Below are 25,844 nucleotides of genomic sequence, written 5' to 3' on the forward strand. Positions count from 1 at the left end.
ATCCTGACTTTGACTTTTCATTTATTTCATCAGCTATTATTTTTTATCATCATCGTCTACTTCAGAATAATCAGCGTCTACAACATCATCATCTTGTTTACCACTTTCTTCACCTTGCTCACCAGAAGCTTGTTGAGCTTCTTGTTGTACTTGCTCATAAAGTTTAGCAGATAATTGTTGTACATGCTCTTCTAATGCTTCTTTTTTCGCTTTCACTTGTTCCATATCACCGGACTCAAGCGCTTGTTTCAATTCATCTTTAGCAGATTCTGCTTTTTGTTTATCTTCTTCAGAAACTTTATCATCTAAGTCTTTGATTGTTTTATCTGTTGTAAAGATAAGTTGATCTGCTTCATTTCTTAAATCTACTTCTTCACGGCGTTGTTTATCCGCATCTGCATTTTCTTCAGCTTCTTTTACCATACGATCTACTTCCTCATCAGAAAGACCTGATGAAGATTTAATTGTAATTGATTGTTCTTTATTCGTACCAAGGTCTTTTGCACGTACGTTAACAATACCATTAGCATCAATATCAAAGCTAACTTCAATTTGTGGCATACCACGTGGTGCTGGTGGGATATCAGTTAATTGGAAGCGTCCAAGTGTTTTATTATCTGCAGCCATTTCACGTTCACCTTGAAGGACATGAATATCAACTGCTGTTTGATTATCAGCTGCAGTAGAGAATGTTTGAGACGCACTAGTTGGAATAGTAGTATTACGTTCAATTAATTTTGTAGTTACTGCCCCCATCGTTTCGATACCTAATGATAATGGTGTTACATCAAGTAATAATACATCTTTTACATCCCCTTGAAGAACTCCACCTTGAATTGCAGCACCAAGTGCTACGACTTCATCTGGATTTACACCTTTTGAAGGATCCTGACCTAATTCTTTCTTAATAGCTTCTTGAACAGCCGGGATACGAGTAGAACCACCAACAAGAATTACTTTATCAATGTCGCTTTTTGATAAGCTTGCATCGGATAATGCTTTACGAGTTGGTTGCATGGTACGTTCAACTAAGTCTGAAGAAATCTCGTCAAATTTCGCACGGGACATAGTCATTTCTAAGTGTAACGGACCAGCTTCTCCTGCTGTTATAAACGGAAGAGAGATTTGTGTTTGTGTTACACCAGATAAATCTTTTTTCGCTTTTTCTGCTGCATCTTTCAAGCGCTGTGTAGCCATTTTATCTTGAGATAGATCAATTCCGTTTTCTTTTTTAAACTCTTGTACCATATGATCAATAATCACTTGGTCAAAATCATCTCCACCTAGACGATTGTCACCTGCAGTAGATACTACTTCAAATGTACCATCACCAATATCAAGAATAGACACGTCAAATGTACCACCACCAAGGTCATACACAAGGATTGTTTGATCTTGATCTTCTTTGTCAATACCATATGCTAATGCTGCTGCAGTAGGTTCGTTAATAATACGTTCTACTTCAAGACCTGCGATTTTACCTGCATCTTTTGTAGCTTGACGCTCTGCATCATTAAAGTATGCTGGTACTGTGATTACCGCTTTTTCCACTTTTTCACCAATGTAATCTTCCGCATAAGACTTAATGTATTGAAGAATAATCGCAGAAACCTCTTGAGGAGTGTATTCTTTATCTTCAATTTTAACTTTATAGTCTGTACCCATGTGACGCTTAATAGATTGAATAGTATTTGGGTTTGTAATTGCTTGTCGTTTAGCTACTTCACCAACTTGGCGTTCACCATTTTTAAAAGCAACTACAGATGGAGAAGTACGGTTACCTTCCGGGTTCGGAATGACAACAGCTTCGCCACCTTCCATTACTGATACACATGAATTTGTAGTTCCTAAGTCAATTCCAATAATTTTACTCATTGTTTATTTCCTCCTTAACTGCAATAACTTTCAATTATTTATTCACTTTTACCATCGCTGGTCGAATAACACGATCTTTAAGCTGGTATCCTTTTTGTAATTCTTCTACAACTACATTGGATTCCACACTTTCATCCTCAATTTGCATTACTGCGTGATGAAGATTCGGGTCAAAAGCCTCACCCTCGGTTTTGATTGGCTCAACACCTTGCGATGTTAAAGCTTCTTGTAGTTGGCGATACACCATCATTATACCGTCGATAATGCTCTTGTTTTCTTCCGTCACTTCAACCTGTAAAGCTCGTTCAAAGTTATCCATAGCTGGTAAAAGTTCCGTGATTAAATCTTGTGATTTATACTTACGATCCGCCTCTCTTTCTTTTAGCGTTCTTCGCTTATAGTTATCAAATTCTGCTTGAAGACGCACTAAGCGATTGTAAGTTTCATCTTTTTCTTGTTGTAGTTTTGCAATTTCATCATTTTCAACAGCCTCTTCTTGAGGTTGCTCCGTTTCATTCTCTTCTGATTGATCAACGGATTCGTTTACATCAATTACTTCTTGTTCGTTTTCTTGCACTTGGTCAGAAGTAACTTGATCATTTTTATCATTCATTTGAGTGGCACCTCGCTTTCAATTTCCATCATTGACTATATCATGATTGCACTAATTAGAAAACCAAGACGTTTTAAAAGAATTTTAGCTAAGAATCTCGCTTATACCACTTATCTAAAGTGTTAGTCATTTCATCGGAAATTCCTTTCATTAAAGAAATCACCTTTTTGTATTCCATTCTTGTTGGCCCTAATAAGGCAATTGTGCCCATAAGATTTTCTCCAACATGATAGGATGCAGTTATGAGACTTAAATCTTTGATTGCTTCTACTTCATTTTCATTGCCAATCGACACTTTTATACCATGATGTGTATTTTTTAAGAGATTTGCTATTTCATCTTCTTGTTCTATTAAGGCATAAAACGATCGAATTTTATCAACATCGTTAAACTCAGGCTGCATTAGAATGTTCGATTTCCCGCCAAAATACAATTTAACAGGATGTTCGTTCATAAAGAATGCTCGAAGTAAATCAAAAGAAGCCTCAGAATCAACTATATAGCGTCTCATTAGTTGTACAACCTCACTGGAAATAACCTCACCTAATCGTATAATCGGCACACCTCTTAACCGGTCATTTAAAATATTCACTAATTTTTCTAAATCCGAAGAATCTATGCCTTTAGGTAGGGCAAAAGATCGGTGCTCTACATGACCAGTGCTGGTTACTAGGATCGCTACAGCGGTATGATCAGAAAGTGTCAATACTTGAATTTGTTTCAGCGTAGCTTCAAACATTTCTGGCCCTAAAATTATCGAAGTATAATTTGTTAGTTCAGATAATACTTCTGCAGTCATTTGTACTACTTGTTCAAATTCGAAAAACTCTCCGTCAGTATAATTACGTAATATTCCCGCTTCATGCTGGTTCATCACTGGACCTATAAGGTGGTCTACATAATAACGATAACCTTTTTCTGAAGGAATTCTTCCTGATGAAGTATGCGTTTTTTCAAGAAAACCTAAATCTTCTAAGTCCGCCATTTCATTCCGGATAGTAGCTGCACTATACGGAAGGTATTCCTTTTTTGATAATGCACGTGACCCAATGGGGTGTGCAGTTTCAATAAAATCATCAATAATGACTTGTAAAATGATCAGTTGCCTTTCAGTTAACATGATGATCACCTCTGTTAGCACTCTTGATTATTGAGTGCTAATTCTATAAATAAATTATCAAATCCCTTTTTCTTTGTCAAACAGTTTAGCTTTCTAATTGAATAATTTTATCATCAAAAGATTGCATCATTAAGAATTTCGAGAATACTTGATCCCCTAATAGCATTCCTCTGTCCGTTAAACGGTAGTTCCCATCTTTCAATCTTAATAAACCTTGTTCTAATAGCACCTGCAATTCATTTGCATATAATTTTTCGAGAGATACTCCATATTTTTGTTGAAACATCTTTTTACTAATTCCAGATGTTTTACGTAGCTGTAAGAAAAGTTCTTCTTCTATTTGGTCTTTAATAGTGATTGTTTCAATTTCGTCAATTGCACTTCCTTCACTAGCAGAACGGATATACGTACCTAATGGTTTAATATTTGATGTTCGCTTACCTGGAATGTATCCATGAGCTCCTGCACCAAACCCGTAATAATAATCATTATTCCAATATGTAAGGTTATGGTTACTTTCATATCCAGGTTTTGCAAAATTACTTATTTCATACTGCTCTATTCCACGATTTATCATCTCCCGTTGCAATATGCGATACATTTCCACTTCTGCATCCTCTGGAGGGCGTTGTAACTGACCTTTATTCTGCTTATGATAAAATACCGTCTTCGGTTCGATTTGTAATGCATAGGTTGAATAATGTGGTAATCCAAATTGAAGCGCATCATTTAATGTTTGTTCAAAGTGTTCTACTGTTTGGTTTGGTAATGCATAGATTAAATCCAGACTTATATTATGGAATTCATTTTTGGTTAATAGATTGACTGTTTCATATACATCTTTCACAGAATGCATTCTACCGATTTTACGTAGCATGTCATCGTCCATTACTTGTACACCGAACGAAACACGGTTAACTCCATACGAAGAAAGTAAATGAGCTTTTTCTTGATCGATGTCACCGGGATTTATTTCAATCGTAAACTCTTTACAAGTTCCTAAATTAAATTTTCTATCTAAAAAACCAAATAATTTTTTGAGTTGTTCAACATTTAAAGCAGTAGGTGTGCCTCCACCCATATAAATTGTATCTACATGAACATTATATCCTGATACTGTGCAATCTATTTCACGGATGAGTGCTTCAACATAATCGTCAGCCTTATTTTCCATATAAAAGTATTTAACAAAATTGCAGTAATGACATATTTGTTTACAAAATGGAATGTGTATGTATACTGCCTTTATTGAATTCAAAATTAATCAACCCTTCTAATAAAAAGGAAAACTGATAGATATCATTCTACCAGTCCCCTCTATATCCATTTATAAATCTTTTTATCATACTATTAGTTATCATCCATCTTCAATACCGCCATAAATGCCTCTTGCGGTACTTCTACAGATCCAACCATTTTCATTCGTTTCTTTCCTTCTTTTTGTTTCTCTAATAGTTTACGTTTACGTGTTATATCTCCACCATAGAGTTTGGCAGTAACATCTTTACGTACTGCTTTAATATTTGATCTCGCTACTATTTTATTTCCTATCGCAGCTTGTACTGGTACTTCAAATTGTTGTCTTGGAATTAACTCTTTTAATTTCTCTACAATTTGTTTTCCGCGCTCATATGCAAAATCACGATGGACAACAAAAGATAATGCATCTATCGTATCTCCATTTAATAAAATATCCATCTTAACTAAGTTCGATTGTTGATAGCCAATTAATTCATAGTCAAATGAAGCATATCCTTTTGTATTAGACTTTAGTTGGTCAAAGAAATCAAAGACAATTTCGGATAATGGTATATGGTATACGACATTTACTCGAATGTCATCCATGTATTGCATATCAATAAAATTACCACGTTTTTTCTGTGAAATCTCCATAACTGGGCCAACATATTCATTCGGAACCATTATTGTTGCTTCAACATATGGTTCACGTATTTGTTCTACTACTTGAGGATCAGGCATCTCAGATGGGTTATCGATATTTAATACTTCTCCATCTGTTTTTTCAACCTCAAAAATAACACTTGGTGCTGTTGTAATTAAATCAATACCAAATTCCCGCTCAATTCGCTCTTGAATAATTTCCATATGCAATAGACCTAAGAATCCGCAACGATATCCAAAACCTAATGCTTGAGAAGTTTCTGGATCATACTGTAACGAGGAATCATTTAATTCAAGACGTTCTAAAGCTTCTCTTAAGTCATTATAATCATTGGAATCGACTGGATACATTCCACAGAACACCATAGGATTTAAACGACGATAACCAGGCAAAGCTTCTTCTGCTTTCCGATTTGCATGAGTGATGGTATCCCCTACACGAGAATCTCCCACATTTTTTATAGAAGCAGTCAGATATCCTACATCTCCTACGTGTAATTCTTTTTTAGGAACCGTTTTTGGTGTAAATACCCCTACTTCATTAACTTCAAATTCTTTTCCTGTCGCCATCATTTGAATCTTATCACCAACTTTTATTGAACCTTCTTTCACACACACATAAGCGATAACACCACGATAAGAATCATATAAAGAATCAAAAATTAAAGCTTTTAAAGGTGCTTCACCATCACCAGCTGGTTCTGGTACGACTTCTGTAACACGTTCTAATATTTCTTCAATACCAATATTTGCTTTTGCAGAGGCTAATATAACATCGTCACCATCAATTCCTAGTATATCTTCTAATTCTTTTTTGACTTTTTCAGTATCTGCACTAGGTAAATCGATTTTATTAATTACAGGTATAATCTCAAGCTCATTTTCCATAGCTAAATACACATTCGCTAATGTCTGAGCTTCGATTCCTTGAGCCGCATCAACTACTAAAATTGCTCCTTCACAAGCAGCTAAACTTCGAGAGACCTCATATGTGAAATCCACATGTCCTGGTGTATCAATTAAGTGAAAAATGAACTCTTCTCCCTTATTACTTGTGTATGCAAGTTGAACTGCGTTTAATTTAATCGTAATTCCACGTTCGCGTTCTAAATCCATTCCATCTAATAGTTGATCTTTCATTTCACGCTTCGTTACTGTTTTTGTATTTTCAAGTATTCGATCAGCTAAAGTAGACTTCCCATGGTCTATATGAGCGATAATCGAAAAATTCCTGACGTTTCTTTTTTTGTTCGCCATTTCATGCACACTCCTAGTTTTAATCCTACACGTTTCTATATATACTATATTAAAATAAGACGTCAATTACTAGGATGATTATAGCAATTGACGCCTTCAGATTCAATTATTAAATAAACAAATAGGTTTATTAAAAAAAGATTTTGGATATTTCATACATAATTCCAACTATGATATCAAACACTTTTTTTACCGTAGCTTCTAATACCGAAGCGGTTTTATTTGTTAATGAATATTGTCCCTCTTCGATTTCATATACGTTTGCTTCTTGTTCCATTGATGGTTGCGAAGATTCAGTCTCAGTTGTTTCTTCTACAGCAGGAGTGGTTTCAGTAGTTTCTACTGTTGATGCTTGTTCATCTTTTTGAATTCCAAATACAAATCCGGATAGGAAAAATATAACCATGATCAACAATATTATTAAACCACGCATATTACCGCCTCCTAAGGATTAGACACTTCTTCTGCATCCCAATAATATTCACTAAATACTTCAGCTAACGCATCAGCGGATCGATACAGTTCTTCCATCGTATTGTCGACTCCTCCAAATTCGATTAGTAATGCATTACCCGAAACATCTTGATTATATACTCCATTTCCATTTGAACCATCTTTTGGATAAATACCTCGACTCAATCCTGGATATTTTTCTTCAATAAGTGCATTTAATTCTGTAGCAGTCTTCATATTTTCTTCATAATTCGCATGTGCTGTCCCAACAACAAAAATCAGTTTGGCATAGCTTTCTCCATCAATTTCTATTGTAGTTTTATCTCTACGTAACGCATCACGATGTAAATCAAACACATACTGAATATCTTTATTTCCAGAAAATGCTGTTTCTACTGCTTCTCGAGATACTTCATAGGACTGATGATATTTTTTCCCTTGTTCATTCAGTTGTTGGCCAAAATCTGTCTTATCGACGTAAGTACCAATACCTTTTCGTTCTAGAGATTGTCCTAGCCGTTCACTGACTTTAGAAATATTAATTTCGGCATGCATCGCAGAGTTTGGATCTTCCACACCTGGCAAATGTGGTAAAAACGATTCTCGATTGTGTGTTGTATATAGGAAAACAACATCTCGATCACCAGTAGTTTGCTCTACATCTTCTTCAGGAGGAAGCTCTTCATCAACATCTTCTTCTACAACAGCTTCCCGGTCCTTCAACACTTCTTCCAAAGGAGGATTGGATTCAATAGGAAAGCTTGTAAAATGATTATCATCGCCGCTCGCCATTAAAATTTGGCTGTCATATATTGAAAAACCAGGTAATTCATTTCCTAGGAGACTTCTCGGATCACTTGGTTGTATATTAGTTGCAAGCTGGAAGAATATATTTGATAACTTAGGCAACTCTTCATCATCAGGGAAGGAACTTTTATATGCTCGATTTTCCATTCCTAACATATTATAGAATACCAATTCATCGATATTTCTTGTCCAATCAGACAAAATAGTTGAAGAAAAGCGATAAGCCGGCTGAACTGTAGTTAAGATGCCGATCATTAAAAATAATACGAGTATGCTCGCTAGGTATAGTCCACTTCGCCTTGAAAAGACTTGTATAAAGGGCTTGATGTTTTTTTTCATAAGAATACACGACTCCACCTTTCCATCCAACTCTTAATTTAATCTATGAGAGGAATTTAAAAAGTAGAACCGTGTAATGATAAAAAATAGAGTATTTAATAGAGCTAACGAGAATAGTTAGCAAAGTTATCAACATCAACCTTTTCATGTAATGCAGTATTTATACCATTAGCTAATACCTCTGCCATATCAATCATAAATCCATCAACTTCTTTTGGAGTTACCATTAAATTATGTCCCATCGGCGTAAGAACCTCGGTGATAAGTTTTCGCTTTTCTTCATCTGACAGTTCCCCTACAATTCCTAAAACTGTCTTTCTTTTTTCCATATTTGGTAAATCTTCGTCTGTTAATTCTCTACTTCCAAACGACATACCGGCAGGAGTTAAAGATTTAGATGGGTCATCTTTTTCTTTCCACTCTCTACCAAAATGTTTTAAGACATAGTCAATCGTATCACTTGTAATGGTAACTGCATCAACAACTGTGGGAACTCCAATAGCGATCACCGGAATACCTAACGTTTTTTTGCTGATTTCTTTTCGTTTATTTCCAATTCCAGATCCAGGATGAATTCCTGTGTCTGAAAGTTGAATCGTTTCATTTACACGATTAATAGAACGAGAAGCTAATGCATCGATTGCTATTACCAAATCAGGTTTATACTTTTCAACTATCCCAAAGATAATATCACTAGTTTCTATACCTGTTACTCCCATAACTCCTGGAGTAACAGCAGCAACATCACGATAGCCTTGTGCTACAGTCTCATATTGCAGACGAAAAAGATGACTCGTTACTAATACTTTTTCTACGGTCATCGGTCCTAACGCATCCGGAGTAACATTCCAATTTCCTAAGCCAACAACTAAACATGTACTTTCTTTCGTAACGTTATTTTTCCTCATTAAGTCTTCTAGTTCTTTTGCCAAAACTTGAGCTGCTTGTCTTTGACGATCCGTATCTTGTTTTTTCACCCCATCAGCATAGATAGTGACATAGGAACCTGGTTTTTTTCCTAAGATCTTTTCTCCTTCTTTATCAATATCCACATATGAAATCTTAATATCTTTATCCGTTCTTTCTTTAAATGTAACTCCTTTTATCTCTTTATCACTTGTTTCTTCAGGCTTCGATTCACTGTACATATCCTTCGCTTCAATTGCTAAGTCAGTACGAACCTGGAAAGGGACTTGTTGTTCTTCCATCTTCTCATCCTTTCAAATTATAATTCCATTCTTAGAATGAGCCTTTTTAATAAATTCATACTTTATTTTATCTTTAACAATCAACAATTCTATTGAAAACTAACGTTAGCTTTGGTACAATACTTGTTGTCCTGATGAGAAATGGAGAACTTAAATAGAAGTATTTGAATAATCGAATCTGGAATCTATAGAAGCTTTTGTAGGAGGTGAATGAATATGGCAAATATTAAATCTGCAATTAAACGTGTAGAAGTTAACGAGAAGAAACGTGTTTCTAATAGCAAACAACTTTCTGCAATGCGTACTGAAATTAAGCGTGTAGAGAAAGCAGTTGAAGCAAACGATACAGATAATGCGAAATCTCTTTTCCAATCTGCATCAAAACACATTGATAAAGCAGCTCAAAAAGGTATCATCCATCAAAATGCTGCTAACCGTCAAAAATCTCGTTTAGCAAACCAGATAAATGCATTATAAAACTAAATGGATCGAATACGACCATTTAAAAAAGCCGAATGAATTCTAAGAGATGAATTCATTCGGCTTTACTTATACAACTAATTCCATTAATAATAATTCAAACGCTAAACTTTTTTCCATCTTCCCTTGCTTCATTACACTATCCGTTTCAGCAAGTTCCTGAATCATCTGTTCTAATCTATCTTGTGAAATATTTCTTTCTCTAGACATTGCAATTTTAATGACATATGGATGAGCTCCAATTTGTTTTTGCATTTGAAACTGTGTATATCCCTTTTGTTTCATTAATTTTACTCGAAGGATCATTCTGAACTGATAAGATAATAAAGCGATCATCGCAATAGGATCTTCATTCATCTTTTCTAAATCCTTATAGATCTTCATTGCTCGTTGAATATCTCCATGCATAACTGCATCCACCATTGCTAATGAGGTGCTTGTTGGAGTGTGAGAAATCAATCGTTGAGCATCCGCCTCGCTAACATGTCCCCCATCTCCCACATATAACGCCATCTTCTCTACTTCACTCTGTAATAACTGGATATTATTCGCAACTTCTGCCTCTAACATATCTTTAGCTTTAGAATCCATTGTTATCTTATTTTTTGATATGATTGAATCCAGCCATTTTCTCGCATCTTGTTCTTTTATTTCTTGACAGTCCACAAGTTGGGAATTGTTTTTAAGGTGTTTTGTTATCTTTTTACGTTCATCTAATTTTTCATAAGGAGCAATAAGTAATAAGACTGTATAATCTGGAGGATTTTGAACATACTCTTCTAAATAAGAAGTATTATGTTCAAATGGTAGCTTGTCCGGTTTTGCTTTTAAAAATGATGCATTGGTAGCAACAATCAGTTTTTTTTCCTCAAAAAACGGAAACGTCTCTGCATCTGTTAGTACTTCTTGAATTGGAATTTCATTTAAGTCATATGACGATAAATTACTTTTATCTCCATTTAATACTTGTTTTGTTAGAGCTTGTTTCAATTCTTCTAAAAAATATGACTCCGTTCCAAATGCAAGATAAACAGGTTGAACAGATTTCTTAATATCATTTACAATATTCATTATTGACATTTCATTCACACACCTATGTACTTTATATCCATATGTTAAAATGGAATGAAATGAATAGCAAGTGATATTAATTTTATAGGAGGAGAAACGCTAAAATTTATGTTGAAAGTCTTCTCCTCCTAGCTCATCTATATTAAACGCCATAGGAAAAGCTCTAGAAACCATCCCTATTGACGATATTTTTTACCTATCGTTAGTTTTTCCGATGATAGTAAAAGTATAGATGTTAACTCTTGCTAAAATTGGCTTTCATATGTGTTTCCAATGAGGTAGATTTTTTAAAGTATTTCATTTATACTTAAATTGTGATAATAGGAGGGGTACAAGTTGAACGAATTTGAAAAAGATGTACAGTATAAAGGAAATGATGTAGTTGATTCAATCAAAGGTTTTACTTTTTCATTTCTATTCTTCTTTTTAATCTTTGCAATTGGCGTAGCAATTAGTTTTATCGGTCAATAACTGAAGATGAATCGCGTAAAAAGGAAGGGATTATAGTATCTCTTCTTTTTTATTTTCTCTTCAACGATAGTTTATGGAGAATGTATTAAAAATGTTCCTTGATTATTTGAAAAATAATATTGAATTGCACCATGCAAATCCGTACGTAAAATATCGATACCTTTTGATTCCAATGTTTCAATTACTTCTACCGATGGATGTCCATATCGATTATTTCTACCAACTGAAATCAATCCAAAATCGGGATCAATTTCTTCAATATATACACTGTCACTAGATGTATTGCTTCCATGATGTGCGACTTTGAGAATATCAATATTCATTTCTGGATGATTCTTTATCAACGTCTTTTCTACATCGCTTCCAATATCTCCTGTAAATAGCCATTTTGCTCCCAAATCAGCATATAATACTAATGAATTGTCATTTAGTGATTGATGATCACTAGTTGGAGAAAGAACATGAAAATTAGTAAAGTTGCCTCTAATGGTCTGAACAGCTTCAATTCGTTTAATAATTTGATTTGGAAATGAAGCTTGAATATTTTTAATTAACTGATCATCAAAAAACGAACTCACCATTATTGTATCAACAGTTACTTCTTCCAAAATATACTCCAAGCTGCCTATATGGTCCAAGTCTTCATGTGTTAATATAATGGCATCCAAATGTGTTATCCCTCTTGAATAAAAATAAGGGCGTAATATTTGCTTATACACACTTCTACTTGCCTCCATACTTTCAAAATCAAAGGTTGAGCCTGCATCCACTAATAAAGTATCTTGTCTATATGGAGTTTCGATTAATATTGCATCTCCTTGTCCAATGTCAAACATCGTAACAATGCCCTCTTCGCTTAAGTAAGGTTTTAATGCTCCAAATATTATAGGGAGACAAAAAAGCACTCCTGATAAAAACGCCACCTTCATTCTCTTTATTTCCAGTTCGTACATAAACCGAAAGAAAAAAATATAATAAACAATTACTGCGGTGATAGATAACCCGTTCATAAACAAAGGAAATGACAAATAAGTATCTACCCATACCAGAAAATTAACTACAACAGAATGAATCCATTGAAAAGAATTGTCTAAAATAAAAAGCACTTGTTTCGGTAAGAATGATAATAACGTAGCAATATACATCAATGGTATGACAAACAAAGTGAAGTAAGGAATAATAATGACATTTAGTAAAATCGATAGCGGTTGGAAAATATAGAAATAATGCAACTGTAATGGGAGGATAGCCATTTGAGAAACAAAACTTATTTGCACTATATTCCATAAAGTTGATGTTGAATAAGAAACCCACTTGGCCGAGAGGAGAATGGCAAATGTGACAGCAAAAGAAAATTGAAATCCTACTTCATAGATAACATAAGGATCAAAGATTATTAATGACAAAAACACAAAACTAAAAATATCTATATACAAGAATTTCTTTTTAAACTTTTGAATAACAAGTAAAATCGTAATCATCCAAACTGCTCTCCAAACAGAAGGTTCACCACCGGCTAATATACCATATAAAGGTAAAAATAAAATTAAAAGTAATTGTGCCCTCTCTTTTGTTACAATATTACCTTTTACAAGTAATAGAAGCACAATGGCAATTATTAATGTGATATTTGATCCTGAGATCGCAATTATATGAGATAAACTCCATCGTTGAAATAATTCTTCAGTAGGTTCATCCATCATAGAATCATCACCAAATACAATAGAGGTTAACCACATAACGGTATTATCACTCCATCTTCCATGCATATAATCAATAAGTTGATGGCGTAACAAATATATATGACTTAATGGTTGTGGATCAGTACAATGTATTTGATTTAAATTTTCAATTATGATTTGATAATGAATATCTTTTTGTAGTAGAAATTGTTGATAATTAAATTGGGCAGGATTTGTACTCGAAGATGGTTTTTCTATAGATTCGTGAGAGGTTTGAATTACGCAGGAAGCTCCGTGTAAAAAATCCCCATTCTTAACAAATGAGGCTTGTGATTGTGCCGGTTGGTCAAAAAAGTACATAACTAAGAAATTGGTATTCGAAATAGAATGTGACCCTTCCAACTGAAATTGCATATATTCATCCGTTATGACAGCTGATCCATTAATACTACCAGTTACGTGTGACGATAGGTGTTCGAATTTCTCCTCCGCCACTTCCTCAATCTCTGGTATATAGAATGTAAAAAAACAGAATGAAATAATTGAAATTATAAATGGCAGTAAAGGAAAACCTTTACGTGCCTTTAACCAAATTAACCAAAGAATAATTAACAGTGGCAACCATTCTGCTTTAGAGCTGACATAAAGAATAGCTGCCCCTGTTGTTATCGCAGCATAATACCAATACCCTTTCATCGATATGTACCTATTTGAATAGGCGCTCTGCTTTTTCTTTAAAAAGGGAAATCTCCGTATCATTCTCAGATACTTCATCGATTTTATCGATAATCTCTTGAATAAACTGTACTTTTTCTTGAACATTTACATCTATTGACAATTGATGTAACGGGACTTTTACAATTTTTACTCCTGCCTCAGCAAACAGTTCAATCGCATATGGATGATTATGATAGTCCTCAGCATAATACACTGTTTTTATCCCACTTTGAATTAATTGCTTTGTGCATTGTAAACAAGGAAAATGAGTAACGTAGACGTCTGCACCTTCAGTTGGCACCCCAAACTTAGCACATTGTAATAATGCATTCGCTTCTGCATGAACTGTTCGGACACAATGGCCATCAATTACATAACAACCTTCATCCGTACAATGTACACTTCCAGTAACGCTACCATTATATCCTCCTGCTATTATCCGCTTATCCCGGACAATTGTAGCTCCCACTTCAAGTCTTGTACAAGTACTTCGTAGTGACAGTAAATGGCTTTGTGCCATAAAATATTGATCCCATGAAATTCTCTCCATCTTAGACTCGTCTCCTTTTATTGCACTGCTATAAAAGCTTTTTCTCTCTAAGGAATTTGAATATAATCTTTTAATGATTCAACCGTCTTTTCACCAATACCAGAAATATTTAATAAATCTTCTAATTCACGAAACAATCCATTTTCTTCACGATATTGAAAAATTGTTTCTGCCTTACTTGGCCCAATACCTGGTAATTGTTCTATTTCTTGTACTGAAGCATAATTTATTCGTATTTTTTCATTCGCCTTATCCATGTCTGCACTTATATTAGTATCTTGATCACCTTGTTCTGGAACTGCAATAATCATTTCATCTTGAACAAGTTGAGCAAGATTGACTTGAGACTGATCAGCATCCACACTAAATCCACCCGCTAATTCAATCACATCATGAATACGGTCATTTTGTTTTACAGTGTAGACCCCAGGGTTTTGAACTGCACCTTTTACATCTACCACAAATGACTGTTCCTTATCTTTTGTTGATACAGAATTTAAATTATCTTGAAAAAGTTCATCGGTATCATGTGTCTCAATAGGGAGTTCTGCAGAGGAATCTTGCTTTTTAGTAAATACTATAAAGAAGAAAACAGCTAATCCTGCAAGCAAGAAAAACGAGGATTTTTTCAGAAGATTTAGCAACAGAATTTACACCTCCTTCTGAAACTGACTTTATAAAGATATATAATCAATTCGACAAATATCTTTTATCTCCTTCTTTAACTCACATCACAAAAAACATAAAAATTAATCATTTTTTCCAGCTAAAAAAAAGATTCTTTCCCCTTCTTCTACATTTATTTTGTTTTCAAAGGAAAAATCAGCAAATACTTGGATATTATTGAATCCAGAATTAAAAAGTAATTTTTTATAAAATTCAACTGAAAATGTCCGTTGATGATGCGTTTCTGTATAACGTTCATATTTTCCTGATTGATCCTCTTCAAAGAAAGTCAATTCATGAATCATCTCTCCTTCTCGATCACCGGGTTGACAAAACCAAATATAAGCAGCCGCATCAGTTACATCTGCAAAAGTGTTGTTAATATAATTTTCTTCAATATGCAACAAACTGTGGACGTCAAAAAGAAATAGTCCATTATTATTTAGTGAACGGTATATAGAATTGAAAAACTCGGCCAAATTACTAGGATTTACAATATAATTTACAACATCACAACAACTGATGGCCATATCCATGTACGGAATATTATTTAATTTAGTTATATCTTGGTGTAACCAACTAATGGAAAGAGAAAGATCCGTCTCTTTTTTTGCAAGTTCTAACATGTCCTCAGATATATCAATCCCTGTTAAATCATATCCTTGAACAGCAAGTTTTCTAGTAATTACTCCCGTACCACATCCAAAGTCTACAATAGAATTAACTTGACGGTTAGAATATGAATTAATCACTTCTTGAATAACTGCTACCCAATCATCATATGGTGCATCGATCATTAGCCGATCATAAAGAGTGGCCATTTTACTATACGCCATAAATTAGCGTTCCTGTCCTAAATGTAGTGGAATTTGATTTGCATCCCCCCATAATTTTTCTAAATTATAATAATACCGTTCATCTTTATGGAAAATATGGCAAACAATATCTCCAATATCCACTAACACCCAGCGAGCCTGATCAAAACCTTCTATTCGTTTTATGCTTAATCCCTTTTCCTCTACAGTTTCTTTAACTGCTCTAGCAATTGCTTGAACTTGTCGTTCATTGCTTCCATGACAAATTAGAAAATAATCGGCAACTAGAGATACCTCATTCATATCTAATGCAATAATATTTTCTGCTCGTTTATCATCGCATGCTTCTGCAACATGTTTTATTAATTCTTGTTTATTCATTTAAATTCCTCCATTAATTTGATTTCGCAAATCATTATAGGCATGTATGCTATCCGGATATATCGTGTTATTCTTTGATATTAAATACATCGTCGTATTCTTAGCTGCCATCCAACAAGCTTTAGTCAAATCTTCATATGCTACTTCCCGAACTTCTTCCACACCAGGAAATTGTCTTCCTGGTTCAATATAATCGGCTAAAAAGATAATTTTTTCTAATTGAGACATACATGCTCTACCAGTTGTGTGATATTTGATTGCATTACGTACATCGCTTGTTTGTACTCCATATTTTTCTTTTATAATATGCGACGCTACCGGACCATGCCATAATTCATGATGATAGTCTAATAAGTCGTTAGGAAGATCAGTTTCTACAATAATTTGTCTCATTATCGTTTGATCAAAGTACTTTGCATAATCATGAAAAATAGCCGCTAATTTAGCATTAGGGATAGATTCATTATATCGTTTTGATAAATCAACAGCAGTATCCATGACTCTTAGCGTATGTGCGAATCTATGCTCGGTTAACTGATCTTTCACATCTTGTTTAATTACGTCCAAATCCATATAACTGATGCTCCCTCACATATTGCATTACTGAATTAGATAGTAGGTATCGAATCCATTCTCTTCTTTGTAATCTTTCTCGTAACATTGTAGAAGACAAATGAATAGTAGGAATATCTACAAAATGAACAGGATAGGTCGTTTCCAGAGAATATCCCGGGCGGCTCACCCCTACAAATGTAATTATTTCTATCAATTCATCTATCCGATACCATTTAGGCAAAAACTCTACCATATCCCCGCCAATAATAAAATAAAATTCATCAGAAGGGTACAATTTTGTTAATTCATGAATTGTATCATACGTATATGACTTCCCTTCCCTTTTTAATTCTATATCATTTAATTTAAATGACGGGTGATTACGAATTGCTAATTTTAACATCGATGTTCGATGACCTGCACTTGTAGTCGTGTGCTCCTTATGGGGAGGTGTATTCGTCGGAATAAACCATATTTCATCTAATAGTTTTGCTCTTCGAACTTCTTCTGCTATCAATAAATGACCAATATGTGGAGGGTCAAAAGTGCCACCAAGGATACCTATTTTCCTCAATTCTATTCACCTTCTATATTTCTGTTATGGTAAATTAATCTGTTTATTTTCCAATGACTCTTTATATAATACGATATTATTTCCAATTACTTGTACAAGTTCAGCGTTAGCTGAGGTAGAAATTTGCTCAGCAACTACATTCTTGTCCTCCATGCAATTTTGAAGAACACTTACTTTAATTAATTCTCTTTTTTCTAGTGCTTCCTCTATTTGTACAACCATATTATCATTAACCCCGTCTTTTCCCACTTGAAAAATAGGCTTAAGTTGATTTGCTTGAGATCGTAAATATCTTTTTTGTTTTCCTGTTAGCATTATTATCTTCCTTTCAATATTTGTTCGATTTGCATATCCATATCAGATACATTGACATGTGTGCCTGTCCATATTTCAAATGCCGCTTGCGCTTGATATAACAACATAGTATGACCATAGTGAATATAAGGTGTTCGCTGTTTTGCTAATTGCAGAAAATGAGTCTCTAGCGGTTGATATACGATATCACTTACAACCGTTTCTTCATTAATATTATCTAATGCAATAATTGAACGTGGTTCATTCATACCGACAGCAGAAGTTTGAATAATTAAATCAAATTGATTTAACTCGTTTATAGCTTCTTCCAAACTAATTACTATTGCATCTTTATTTGTTCCAACAATGAATTCTGCGTGGCTTAACGTTCGGTTAGCTATTTTTATATTATTGTAACCTTCCTGTACCAAAGCATGAAAAATACCTCTTGCCGCTCCACCAGCTCCAAGGATTAATACACGCTTATCTGTTACTCCTTTCAAAAAAGGATACGCTGCATATAAGGATCGCAAATAACCCTGTCCATCTGTATTATACCCAACCCATTCTCCATCTTTAATAGATACAGTATTTACTGCCCCCATAAGATTTGCGGTATCATCAACTTTATCTAAGAAATTCATTATCCTTTGCTTATATGGAACCGTAACATTAAAACCAGTTAAAGATGTGCTTTTGAGTTTTTCTATATTATTTTCAAAATTCTCATCCGGATTAATTTCAAAAAGTTCATAGGATCCTTCCAGATTTGAACGTTTTAGAAATTCATTATGAATCCATGGTGACATCGAATGTTCTATTGGATAACCAATTAATTTTAAAGATAGTGTCAACGTTCTCCCCTCCAACTAACTTATATAAGTGATTTACGAACAGTAATAGATATGCCTTTCCAAGTATGAGCTTGTACAGTAGCTCCTTTCCCTTGCACACTGATCCACCCTAATCCCGGGAATACAATATCCATTTTCTCATCATTTAACTTAAACGTTTTGCCCACAAATTCAGGTAAGTTATTAATGGATTCAGCATGAGGCGGAGACAATAACTCTCCCAAATGATCTTTATACAGCTGATCTGCTTTTTCTAATTTCGTCCGGTGAATGGATAACTCGTTGGAGAAATAACATACGAACGACTGCTTATCACCTTTTAGAAAATCTAAACGAGCTAATCCGCCAATGAATAATGTTTGTTGATCCTGTAATTGATACACTCTTGCTTTAATTTCTTTTCTAGGTGTGATTGTCTTTATATCTTTATCTGAAATGTAATGAGCCATTTGCTGTTTATTTACAATTCCCGGCGTGTCCACTAAAACATTATGATCATCCAAAGGTATTTCAATAAAACCTAATGTTGTACCAGGAAAATAAGAAGTAGTGATTGCATTTACTTCCCCTGTTGATTGTTCAATCAATTTATTGATAAATGTAGACTTACCAACATTTGTGGTGCCAACAATAAATACATCCTCTTTATCTCTATATGCCTCGATTAATTGTTTTAACGAATCTATCCCAGTTCCTTTTATTGAAGAAATAAAAGCAATATCCTTTACCTTTATTCCTAACTGACTAGCTTCTCGTTGCAACCAACTTTTCAATTTATTTACATTTGTTGACTTTGGAAGTAAATCTAATTTGTTACCAACAAGAAGAATTGGATTGTCACCCGTTATTCTAGGTAAACTTTTTAATAATGTTCCATCCACATCAAAAATATCGATAATGTGCACGATTAGACCGTCAGTATCACGAATAGAACTTACCATTTGTAGAAAATCATCATCAGATATATTAACATCTTGAATTTCGTTATAATGTTTTAAACGAAAACAACGTTTACACAATACTATTTCCTTATTTAAAGAACTTTGTGGTGCGTAACCAGCTTCTGACGGATCAGAAGTTTGAATTTCTACTCCACAACCTTGGCAAATCAATTGCTCCAAAATTATTCCTCCCAGCTAATTTTTCCTTTACGACGCATATAATTTAGAATTCTGCGTTCAATCGTACGGTTTATTCTTGTAATTTTACCATCTGTCTCTACAATAGGAACAACTAAAACAGTGTAGAATCCTGCAAAGTTTCCTCCTAAAACATCTGTTAAGAGTTGATCTCCAACAACTACAATTTCTTCCTTAGATAATTCCATTTCTTTAGCCACAGTCTTAAATGCTTTGCTTAATGGCTTTCTTGCACTATAAACAAATGGCGTTTCTAATGGCTCAGAAAATACTTGCACTCGTTCTTGGTTATTATTTGAAATTATCGTTACTTTAATATCATTTTCACGCATTTCTTGAAACCATCTGATAATCTCAGGAGTAGCATCCTTAACATCCCAAGCAACTAAGGTATTGTCTAAATCCGTTATAATTCCTTTAATACCACGTTCTTTTAACGTTGTCGGTTGCAAGTCAAATATACTTTTCACGTGTTCATTTGGTAAAAATCTAGATAACATCTTCACACCTCATGTTCTTCCATCTTATCACTAATGCAATATCTCATTATAACTAATCCTATTACATCTTACTAGGTTTTTTAAAGCAATAACCATAAAAACAATAATTCTATGCAAATTGATGAAATTTCATTCCTAAATTATCAATATTATCTGAAGAATCGTTCGACAAATTATTACTAATATCGATTCTGTGGATAACTTTACTAACATTATAAAAGTTTATATAACGTATATTACAGAAGTTATTGATCTCTTTATACACAAGTTATCTACAAGCTAATGTAGATAACTTCAACCTTGTCCAACATTAAATTACGTGTTAAATTATTAATATCTTAAAGACAGATGAAGGGTAGGAGGAGGCTGTATTATGGAAAATTTATCGGATGAATTACTGCTTGAATCCTATTATACAGCATGCGAATTACAGTTAAGTCCTGACTTTCTTTCTTTATTTGAAGAGGAAATTCATAAACGTTGTCTTTCTCACAAAATCAAAAATACTGTTTAATTTTGTCTAAAATAAGCAAGCGATCTTCAAATTTTCCATTTGAAGGTCCTTTTTTTTGACTTTTTTTTGAAATTTGATGGTGTTTTTTCCTATTTAATATAAAGATTTAATGCTAGAGTTTTTGCATACTTTATACATGCATGCACCTCTCTTATAGGTTATACTGTTAAATAGTTCAGCATCTATATAGTTATCACACCGACGGTATTGTATGTAATCTAACTACAAGGAATTATTATTTCAGTATGGATGATTTCTTTCCATTGTGGAATCTTAACTAACAACAAAAGACAACTAAATAAAATTTTATGCTCTTTATGTATAGAAAAAGGAGGAATTATCTTTGACAGTTTTACATTGGGCTACTCTATCCCCCTTTTTGATAGCCATTCTTATTCCATTTTTGTATAAATATGTAAGGAAAGTGCATACTGGCTGGTTTGTTTTACTCTTACCTCTTACGTTATTTATCTATTTTCTTTCGTTTCTACCGAGTACTAGAGAAGGAAATGTAATTTTTGAACATCTTGCCTGGGTACCTTCACTTGGTATCAACTTTAATTTATACATAGATGGCCTTAGTCTATTATTTGCTTTGTTGATTACTGGAATTGGTACGCTAGTTGTACTTTATTCCATATATTACCTTTCCGACATTAAAGAGAAGCTGAACAACTTTTATGTATATCTCTTAATGTTTATGGGAGCAATGTTAGGAGTCGTTTTATCCGATAACCTTATAGTTATCTATGTGTTTTGGGAAGTAACAAGTATTGCTTCGTCCTTGTTAATTAGTTATTGGTATGGTAGAGAAAAATCAATATACGGTGCTCAAAAATCAATGTTTATCACTGTATTTGGTGGATTATCGATGCTCGGGGGCTTTTCCATTTTATATGTAATCGCTGGAACATTCAGTATTCGTGAATTAATTGCAAATGCGGATATTGTGATGGCTAGTTCGTTATTTTTACCTGCAATGATTCTTGTATTATTAGGTGCATTTACTAAATCTGCTCAGTTCCCTTTTCATATCTGGCTACCTGATGCGATGGAAGCTCCAACTCCGGTTAGTGCTTACCTTCACTCAGCTACAATGGTAAAAGCGGGGATATACCTGGTTGCTCGACTAACAGGTGTGTTTGGTGGGAGCCCAGAGTGGTTCTGGATAATTACAATCGCTGGACTAACAACATTGACATGGGGATCCATATCCGCTGTTCGTCAAAAAGATCTAAAAGGTATATTAGCTTTTTCAACAATTAGTCAATTAGGGTTAATTATGAGCTTACTCGGTGTCGGCTCTGCTGCATTCTATTTCCAAGATGGAGATAATGCATTGTATACTACCGCTATTTTAGCAGCAGTATTTCACCTAATTAACCATGCTACCTTCAAAGGAAGCTTATTTATGGCTGTAGGAATTATTGATCATGAAACTGGTACGAGAGATATACGAAATCTAGGCGGTTTAATGACGATTATGCCTATTACAGCAACGGTTTCTCTGGTAGGACTGGCTTCAATGGCTGGATTACCGCCATTCAATGGATTCTTAAGTAAAGAATTGTTCTTTACTGGAATGTTGAACGCAACAGAATACGGTATTTTCAACCTAGAAACTATAGGTTATATCATACCTATTGTCGCATGGGTGGCTAGTGTGTTTACTTTCTTATACTGTATGATTATGTTCTTCCGCACATTTACAGGTAAATTTGATGGAAGCAAACTAAAAGTTGACCATGTTCATGAAGCTCCTATTGGAATGTTAGTAAGTCCTGTTATTTTAGGAATTTTAGTTATTTTCTTTGGTTTGTTCCCTAATGTATTAGCATATTCGCTGATTGAGCCAGCAATGGCTGGAATCTTGCCAGGAATTTTAAATCCGGGTGAATTTTTCAATGTTCACATTAGTCATTGGCATGGATTTATACCAGAACTCTTTATGACAATTGGTGTAATAGTTCTTGGAGCTCTTTTATACCTAACAATGAGTAAATGGCAAAAAACAGCTTTTTACCTTGGCGAAAGAGACATATTTAATTATGCCTATGACTATGGTTATGACGGATTAATCAAGGGATCTCAATGGATAACTCGTATTCAAATGACTGGACGTCTTCGGGACTACTTTATTTATATGTGTGGATTTATGATCCTTCTCATAGGATATACGCTGTATAAGTTTGATCTACCTTCGTTAGACTCAATGGAACTTTCACCAATTGATCCATTTGTGTGGATCGTTGCTATCGTGTTTATAGGTTCTGTTATTGCAGTACCATTTATTAATAACCGCCTTGGTTTAATTATAACCACAGGAGTAACTGGTTTTATAGTAGCTCTATTTTTCGTCGTTTTCCGTGCTCCAGATCTCGCACTAACACAATTACTTGTTGAGACTGTAACAGTTATCCTATTCATGCTTGCTTTTTACCACTTACCTAAGTTGAAAAAAGAAAAAACAAGCAAAGGAATACATGCGATAAAACTAATTATTTCGATTTCATTTGGAGTAATGGTTACCGTTGTATCGTTAAGTGCTTTTTCAATGGGAAGTACGGCTGGATTTCCTTCTATTTCCGAGTATTTCACAGAATTCTCAAAAGAACTTGCTGGAGGATATAATATCGTAAATGTAATTTTGGTTGATTTTCGTGGTCTAGATACGATGTTAGAAATTCTAGTTGTAGCTATAGCTGTGATATCAATAATTAGCCTTATTAAACTCCGTTTCAAAGGGAGTGAAGATGTATGAAACAAGTAAAACCGAATGATGTTATGTTACAGACATTTGCTCGTATGTTAATTTTTATAATACTAGCCTTCTCCATCTATTTACTATTAGCAGGACATAATAATCCTGGAGGAGGATTTATAGGTGGTTTAATGACCGCCAGTGCCATTTTAATTCTGTATTTAGCATTTGATATGAAAACAATTCGTAAATCAATACCACTAGATTTTGTTAAAATTATTGGTATTGGACTACTATTTGCAAGTTTAACCGGTGTGGTATCCATGCTTTTTGGATTTCCATATCTAACTCAATTCTTTGACTATTTTCATATTCCTCTTTTAGGGGAAGTAGAATTAACTACTGCACTACCATTTGATTTAGGTGTTTACTTTGTTATTGTGGGTAGTGCATTAACGATAATATTAACAATCGCGGAGGATGATAAATAATGGAACTATTGATGTCAATCATCATTGGAATAGTATTCAGTGTCAGTATCTATTTATTCATGTCCAGAAGTCTACTCCGTGTAGCTGTTGCAAGTGTAATACTTTCACATGGTGTACACTTACTTCTTCTAACCATGTCTGGATTACAAAGAGGTATTGCACCAATTTTGAGTTTTGAATCTGATGCATACGCAGATGCCCTTCCACAAGCATTAGTACTAACAGCAATTGTTATTAGTTTTGCAGTAACTTCTCTATTGCTTGTTATGGCATATCGCACATATAAAGTGCATCAAACGGATGATCTAGAAGAGTTAAGGGGTTCTGCTGATGAGTAATTTAGTTATTTTGCCGATTATAATACCATTTATAATCGGTGCTATATTATTAATGTTTGCAAAGCACCATAAAGTACAGCGTATAATTAGTGGTATTTCCATGATTATATTATTAGCTCTAGCTATATATCTTGCTATTTATGCATACCAACATGGTACTCTAGTGTTAGAATTAGGTAATTGGAGTGCACCTTTCGGTATTGTGCTAGTTGCTGACTTACTGTCGACGTTTATGGTATTACTTGCTACCCTTGTTGGAGCAGTATGTTTATTCTTTGCTTTTAAAACAATAAATTCGGATAGGGAAAAGTATTATTTCTATCCACTATATTTCTTCTTATTAATCGGTGTAAATGGAGCATTTTTAACCGGTGATTTATTTAATCTATTTGTATTTTTTGAGGTAATGTTAATCGCCTCATACGGATTAATTGTCCATGGTGGTACAGGCTACCAGTTAAGAGAATCATTTAAGTATGTAATTATAAATGTTTTTGCTTCAGGGTTATTTATAGTAGCAATTGCATGGATATACTCTATCACTGGTACAATGAATATGGCTCATATAGGAGAAAGAGTTGCAGAGCTTGACCAAGCAGGTGCATTAAATGTAGTAGCTGTCCTCTTATTTATTGTATTTGCATCAAAAGGTGCCCTCTTCCCACTTTACTTTTGGTTGCCAAAATCTTATTTTGGTCCTCCAGCTGCAATTGCGGCATTATTTGGTGGATTACTAACTAAGGTTGGGATATACGCAATCATCCGTACCTTTACAGTTATATTCAACCATGATCCTGGATTCACTCATAAAGGAATTATCGTTACCATCGCTGGTTTCACAATGTTATTTGGTGTATTAGGAGCTGTGTCACAATTTGATTTTAAACGTATCCTCTCCTACCATATTATTAGCCAGGTTGGGTATATGGTTATGGGACTTGGAATCTTCACACCATTAGCTATGGCAGGTGCTATCTATTATATAGCACACCATATGATTGTAAAAACGGCATTATTCTTATTTGCTGGTGTGACGGAGAAAATAACAGGAACAACAGATTTAAAGAAAATGGGAGGACTACTTGGAAGTCATCCTGCCCTAGCCTGGATGTTCTTTATTACCGCTGTCTCATTAGCTGGTATACCTCCATTAAGTGGATTCTTCAGTAAATTCCCGATTATCTTGGCAGGTTTCGAAGAAGGTCAATATGTGATTTCTGGAGTAGCATTACTTGTAGGTTTATTAACACTATTTTCGATGATGAAAATATTCAGTTATGCCTTCTGGGGTAAGCAAAAACATACAGAAGAACAAGCGAATATTCCTATCGGTAAATTATTGTTGCCAGTGGTACCATTAGTTGTATTAACGATAATTTTAGGTTTTGCAGCTGAACCAATCTTCACTTACTCCTTAGATGTTGCTGAACAGATTATGGATCCTTCAAATTATATTGAATCTGTCCTTAAGGAGTAG

27 protein-coding genes are annotated in these 25,844 nt (G+C 34.2%); 7 read left to right on the forward strand and 20 right to left on the reverse strand.

The window, feature by feature from the left end:
- Window positions 1-36 precede the first annotated feature (36 nt).
- The 8 genes from dnaK to gpr all read right to left on the reverse strand — a co-directional run bounded on the left by dnaK (window position 37) and on the right by gpr (window position 9,574).
- Window positions 37-1,875 carry a molecular chaperone DnaK gene (gene dnaK, locus C794_RS10455; RefSeq protein ID WP_017797082.1) on the reverse strand — a complete coding sequence of 613 codons (1,839 nt, stop codon included), beginning with the start codon at window positions 1,873-1,875 and terminating at the stop codon, window positions 37-39.
- 34 nt (window positions 1,876-1,909) lie between these two features.
- Window positions 1,910-2,488 carry a nucleotide exchange factor GrpE gene (gene grpE / locus C794_RS10460; protein ID WP_017797083.1) on the reverse strand — a complete coding sequence of 193 codons (579 nt, stop codon included), beginning with the start codon at window positions 2,486-2,488 and terminating at the stop codon, window positions 1,910-1,912.
- 88 nt (window positions 2,489-2,576) lie between these two features.
- Window positions 2,577-3,608, reverse strand: coding sequence for a heat-inducible transcriptional repressor HrcA (hrcA, locus tag C794_RS10465; RefSeq protein ID WP_017797084.1), 1,032 nt, complete (start codon window positions 3,606-3,608; stop codon window positions 2,577-2,579).
- 85 nt (window positions 3,609-3,693) lie between these two features.
- Window positions 3,694-4,866 carry a radical SAM family heme chaperone HemW gene (hemW, locus tag C794_RS10470; protein ID WP_017797085.1) on the reverse strand — a complete coding sequence of 391 codons (1,173 nt, stop codon included), beginning with the start codon at window positions 4,864-4,866 and terminating at the stop codon, window positions 3,694-3,696.
- A 92-nt stretch (window positions 4,867-4,958) separates the two neighbouring features.
- Window positions 4,959-6,767: a translation elongation factor 4 gene (lepA, locus tag C794_RS10475; protein WP_017797086.1), complete on the reverse strand. Its 1,809-nt coding sequence runs from the start codon at window positions 6,765-6,767 to the stop codon at window positions 4,959-4,961.
- Window positions 6,768-6,897: 130 nt separating this feature from the next.
- Complete coding sequence (locus tag C794_RS10480) at window positions 6,898-7,200, reverse strand: hypothetical protein (protein WP_017797087.1); 303 nt, start codon at window positions 7,198-7,200, stop codon at window positions 6,898-6,900.
- Between the two features lie 11 nt (window positions 7,201-7,211).
- Window positions 7,212-8,366, reverse strand: coding sequence for a stage II sporulation protein P (locus tag C794_RS10485; RefSeq protein WP_026133785.1), 1,155 nt, complete (start codon window positions 8,364-8,366; stop codon window positions 7,212-7,214).
- A gap of 104 nt (window positions 8,367-8,470) precedes the next feature.
- Entirely contained in the window at window positions 8,471-9,574 is a 1,104-nt protein-coding gene (gene gpr, locus C794_RS10490; RefSeq protein WP_017797089.1) for a GPR endopeptidase, read from the reverse strand.
- Between the two features lie 216 nt (window positions 9,575-9,790).
- On the opposite strand from gpr, the gene rpsT reads away from it, so the two are divergent.
- Window positions 9,791-10,051 carry a 30S ribosomal protein S20 gene (gene rpsT, locus C794_RS10495; protein ID WP_017797090.1) on the forward strand — a complete coding sequence of 87 codons (261 nt, stop codon included), beginning with the start codon at window positions 9,791-9,793 and terminating at the stop codon, window positions 10,049-10,051.
- Between the two features lie 72 nt (window positions 10,052-10,123).
- Here the strand turns inward: rpsT and holA are convergent, their stop codons facing one another.
- A complete protein-coding gene (gene holA, locus C794_RS10500; RefSeq protein ID WP_017797091.1) occupies window positions 10,124-11,134 on the reverse strand; it encodes a DNA polymerase III subunit delta in 1,011 nt (336 codons plus the stop codon).
- A 327-nt stretch (window positions 11,135-11,461) separates the two neighbouring features.
- Between holA and C794_RS20450 the strand changes: the two genes are divergently transcribed.
- Window positions 11,462-11,596 (forward strand): YqzM family protein, encoded by a 135-nt coding sequence (locus C794_RS20450; protein WP_017797092.1) that lies wholly within the window; start codon window positions 11,462-11,464, stop codon window positions 11,594-11,596.
- Window positions 11,597-11,667: 71 nt separating this feature from the next.
- Here the strand turns inward: C794_RS20450 and C794_RS10510 are convergent, their stop codons facing one another.
- From C794_RS10510 to C794_RS10560, 11 genes are all read right to left on the reverse strand, one after another.
- Entirely contained in the window at window positions 11,668-13,974 is a 2,307-nt protein-coding gene (locus tag C794_RS10510; protein ID WP_017797093.1) for a DNA internalization-related competence protein ComEC/Rec2, read from the reverse strand.
- Between the two features lie 10 nt (window positions 13,975-13,984).
- Complete coding sequence (locus C794_RS10515; protein ID WP_017797094.1) at window positions 13,985-14,545, reverse strand: ComE operon protein 2; 561 nt, start codon at window positions 14,543-14,545, stop codon at window positions 13,985-13,987.
- Between the two features lie 47 nt (window positions 14,546-14,592).
- Window positions 14,593-15,189: a helix-hairpin-helix domain-containing protein gene (locus C794_RS10520; protein WP_017797095.1), complete on the reverse strand. Its 597-nt coding sequence runs from the start codon at window positions 15,187-15,189 to the stop codon at window positions 14,593-14,595.
- A gap of 105 nt (window positions 15,190-15,294) precedes the next feature.
- Complete coding sequence (locus C794_RS10525; protein ID WP_017797096.1) at window positions 15,295-16,047, reverse strand: class I SAM-dependent DNA methyltransferase; 753 nt, start codon at window positions 16,045-16,047, stop codon at window positions 15,295-15,297.
- 3 nt (window positions 16,048-16,050) lie between these two features.
- Window positions 16,051-16,407 (reverse strand): ribosome silencing factor, encoded by a 357-nt coding sequence (rsfS, locus tag C794_RS10530; RefSeq protein ID WP_017797097.1) that lies wholly within the window; start codon window positions 16,405-16,407, stop codon window positions 16,051-16,053.
- The gene (gene yqeK, locus C794_RS10535) at window positions 16,408-16,980 is read right to left on the reverse strand and encodes a bis(5'-nucleosyl)-tetraphosphatase (symmetrical) YqeK (RefSeq protein WP_017797098.1); all 573 of its coding nucleotides are present in this window, start codon (window positions 16,978-16,980) and stop codon (window positions 16,408-16,410) included. It lies immediately after the preceding gene.
- The gene (locus C794_RS10540; protein ID WP_017797099.1) at window positions 16,961-17,536 is read right to left on the reverse strand and encodes a nicotinate-nucleotide adenylyltransferase; all 576 of its coding nucleotides are present in this window, start codon (window positions 17,534-17,536) and stop codon (window positions 16,961-16,963) included. Before C794_RS10540 ends, yqeK begins: the two co-directional genes overlap by 20 nt.
- 24 nt (window positions 17,537-17,560) lie before the next feature.
- A complete protein-coding gene (yhbY, locus tag C794_RS10545; protein ID WP_017797100.1) occupies window positions 17,561-17,851 on the reverse strand; it encodes a ribosome assembly RNA-binding protein YhbY in 291 nt (96 codons plus the stop codon).
- A 2-nt stretch (window positions 17,852-17,853) separates the two neighbouring features.
- Window positions 17,854-18,684 carry a shikimate dehydrogenase gene (gene aroE / locus C794_RS10550; RefSeq protein ID WP_017797101.1) on the reverse strand — a complete coding sequence of 277 codons (831 nt, stop codon included), beginning with the start codon at window positions 18,682-18,684 and terminating at the stop codon, window positions 17,854-17,856.
- A 20-nt stretch (window positions 18,685-18,704) separates the two neighbouring features.
- On the reverse strand, window positions 18,705-19,805 hold the full coding sequence (yqeH, locus tag C794_RS10555) for a ribosome biogenesis GTPase YqeH (protein ID WP_017797102.1): 1,101 nt from the start codon (window positions 19,803-19,805) through the stop codon (window positions 18,705-18,707).
- Window positions 19,806-19,807: 2 nt separating this feature from the next.
- On the reverse strand, window positions 19,808-20,323 hold the full coding sequence (locus tag C794_RS10560; protein ID WP_017797103.1) for a YqeG family HAD IIIA-type phosphatase: 516 nt from the start codon (window positions 20,321-20,323) through the stop codon (window positions 19,808-19,810).
- A gap of 373 nt (window positions 20,324-20,696) precedes the next feature.
- Here C794_RS10560 and C794_RS10565 point away from each other — a divergent pair, with 373 nt between their 5' ends.
- The 5 genes from C794_RS10565 to C794_RS10585 all read left to right on the forward strand — a co-directional run bounded on the left by C794_RS10565 (window position 20,697) and on the right by C794_RS10585 (window position 25,844).
- Window positions 20,697-20,837 carry a sporulation histidine kinase inhibitor Sda gene (locus C794_RS10565; protein WP_017797104.1) on the forward strand — a complete coding sequence of 47 codons (141 nt, stop codon included), beginning with the start codon at window positions 20,697-20,699 and terminating at the stop codon, window positions 20,835-20,837.
- Window positions 20,838-21,180: 343 nt separating this feature from the next.
- Entirely contained in the window at window positions 21,181-23,598 is a 2,418-nt protein-coding gene (locus tag C794_RS10570; protein ID WP_017797105.1) for a Na+/H+ antiporter subunit A, read from the forward strand.
- On the forward strand, window positions 23,595-24,029 hold the full coding sequence (locus C794_RS10575; protein WP_017797106.1) for a Na(+)/H(+) antiporter subunit B: 435 nt from the start codon (window positions 23,595-23,597) through the stop codon (window positions 24,027-24,029). The genes C794_RS10570 and C794_RS10575 overlap by 4 nt, the downstream gene beginning before the upstream one ends.
- Complete coding sequence (locus C794_RS10580; RefSeq protein WP_011066389.1) at window positions 24,029-24,367, forward strand: Na(+)/H(+) antiporter subunit C; 339 nt, start codon at window positions 24,029-24,031, stop codon at window positions 24,365-24,367. The genes C794_RS10575 and C794_RS10580 overlap by 1 nt, the downstream gene beginning before the upstream one ends.
- Window positions 24,360-25,844 carry a Na+/H+ antiporter subunit D gene (locus tag C794_RS10585; protein WP_017797107.1) on the forward strand — a complete coding sequence of 495 codons (1,485 nt, stop codon included), beginning with the start codon at window positions 24,360-24,362 and terminating at the stop codon, window positions 25,842-25,844. Before C794_RS10580 ends, C794_RS10585 begins: the two co-directional genes overlap by 8 nt.

This window comes from Oceanobacillus kimchii X50, assembly GCF_000340475.1.
GTDB classification, from domain to species: Bacteria; Bacillota; Bacilli; order Bacillales; family Amphibacillaceae; genus Oceanobacillus; species Oceanobacillus kimchii.

Bases quoted from the DNA above. Each gene is read 5' to 3' on its own strand.
- C794_RS10560 (WP_017797103.1), bottom strand. From the start codon at position 20,323: ATGTTATCTAGATTTTTACCAAATGAACACGTGAAAAGTATATTTGAC.
- rsfS (WP_017797097.1), bottom strand. From the start codon at position 16,407: ATGAATAAACAAGAATTAATAAAACATGTTGCAGAAGCATGCGATGAT.
- C794_RS10485 (WP_026133785.1), bottom strand. From the start codon at position 8,366: ATGAAAAAAAACATCAAGCCCTTTATACAAGTCTTTTCAAGGCGAAGT.
- C794_RS10580 (WP_011066389.1), top strand. From the start codon at position 24,029: ATGGAACTATTGATGTCAATCATCATTGGAATAGTATTCAGTGTCAGT.
- lepA (WP_017797086.1), bottom strand. From the start codon at position 6,767: ATGGCGAACAAAAAAAGAAACGTCAGGAATTTTTCGATTATCGCTCAT.
- C794_RS10480 (WP_017797087.1), bottom strand. From the start codon at position 7,200: ATGCGTGGTTTAATAATATTGTTGATCATGGTTATATTTTTCCTATCC.
- yqeK (WP_017797098.1), bottom strand. From the start codon at position 16,980: ATGGATTTGGACGTAATTAAACAAGATGTGAAAGATCAGTTAACCGAG.
- gpr (WP_017797089.1), bottom strand. From the start codon at position 9,574: ATGGAAGAACAACAAGTCCCTTTCCAGGTTCGTACTGACTTAGCAATT.
- C794_RS10565 (WP_017797104.1), top strand. From the start codon at position 20,697: ATGGAAAATTTATCGGATGAATTACTGCTTGAATCCTATTATACAGCA.
- C794_RS10585 (WP_017797107.1), top strand. From the start codon at position 24,360: ATGAGTAATTTAGTTATTTTGCCGATTATAATACCATTTATAATCGGT.
- yhbY (WP_017797100.1), bottom strand. From the start codon at position 17,851: ATGCTAACAGGAAAACAAAAAAGATATTTACGATCTCAAGCAAATCAA.
- C794_RS10575 (WP_017797106.1), top strand. From the start codon at position 23,595: ATGAAACAAGTAAAACCGAATGATGTTATGTTACAGACATTTGCTCGT.
- dnaK (WP_017797082.1), bottom strand. From the start codon at position 1,875: ATGAGTAAAATTATTGGAATTGACTTAGGAACTACAAATTCATGTGTA.
- holA (WP_017797091.1), bottom strand. From the start codon at position 11,134: ATGTCAATAATGAATATTGTAAATGATATTAAGAAATCTGTTCAACCT.
- hrcA (WP_017797084.1), bottom strand. From the start codon at position 3,608: ATGTTAACTGAAAGGCAACTGATCATTTTACAAGTCATTATTGATGAT.
- C794_RS10515 (WP_017797094.1), bottom strand. From the start codon at position 14,545: ATGGAGAGAATTTCATGGGATCAATATTTTATGGCACAAAGCCATTTA.
- C794_RS10525 (WP_017797096.1), bottom strand. From the start codon at position 16,047: ATGGCGTATAGTAAAATGGCCACTCTTTATGATCGGCTAATGATCGAT.
- C794_RS10510 (WP_017797093.1), bottom strand. From the start codon at position 13,974: ATGAAAGGGTATTGGTATTATGCTGCGATAACAACAGGGGCAGCTATT.
- grpE (WP_017797083.1), bottom strand. From the start codon at position 2,488: ATGAATGATAAAAATGATCAAGTTACTTCTGACCAAGTGCAAGAAAAC.
- rpsT (WP_017797090.1), top strand. From the start codon at position 9,791: ATGGCAAATATTAAATCTGCAATTAAACGTGTAGAAGTTAACGAGAAG.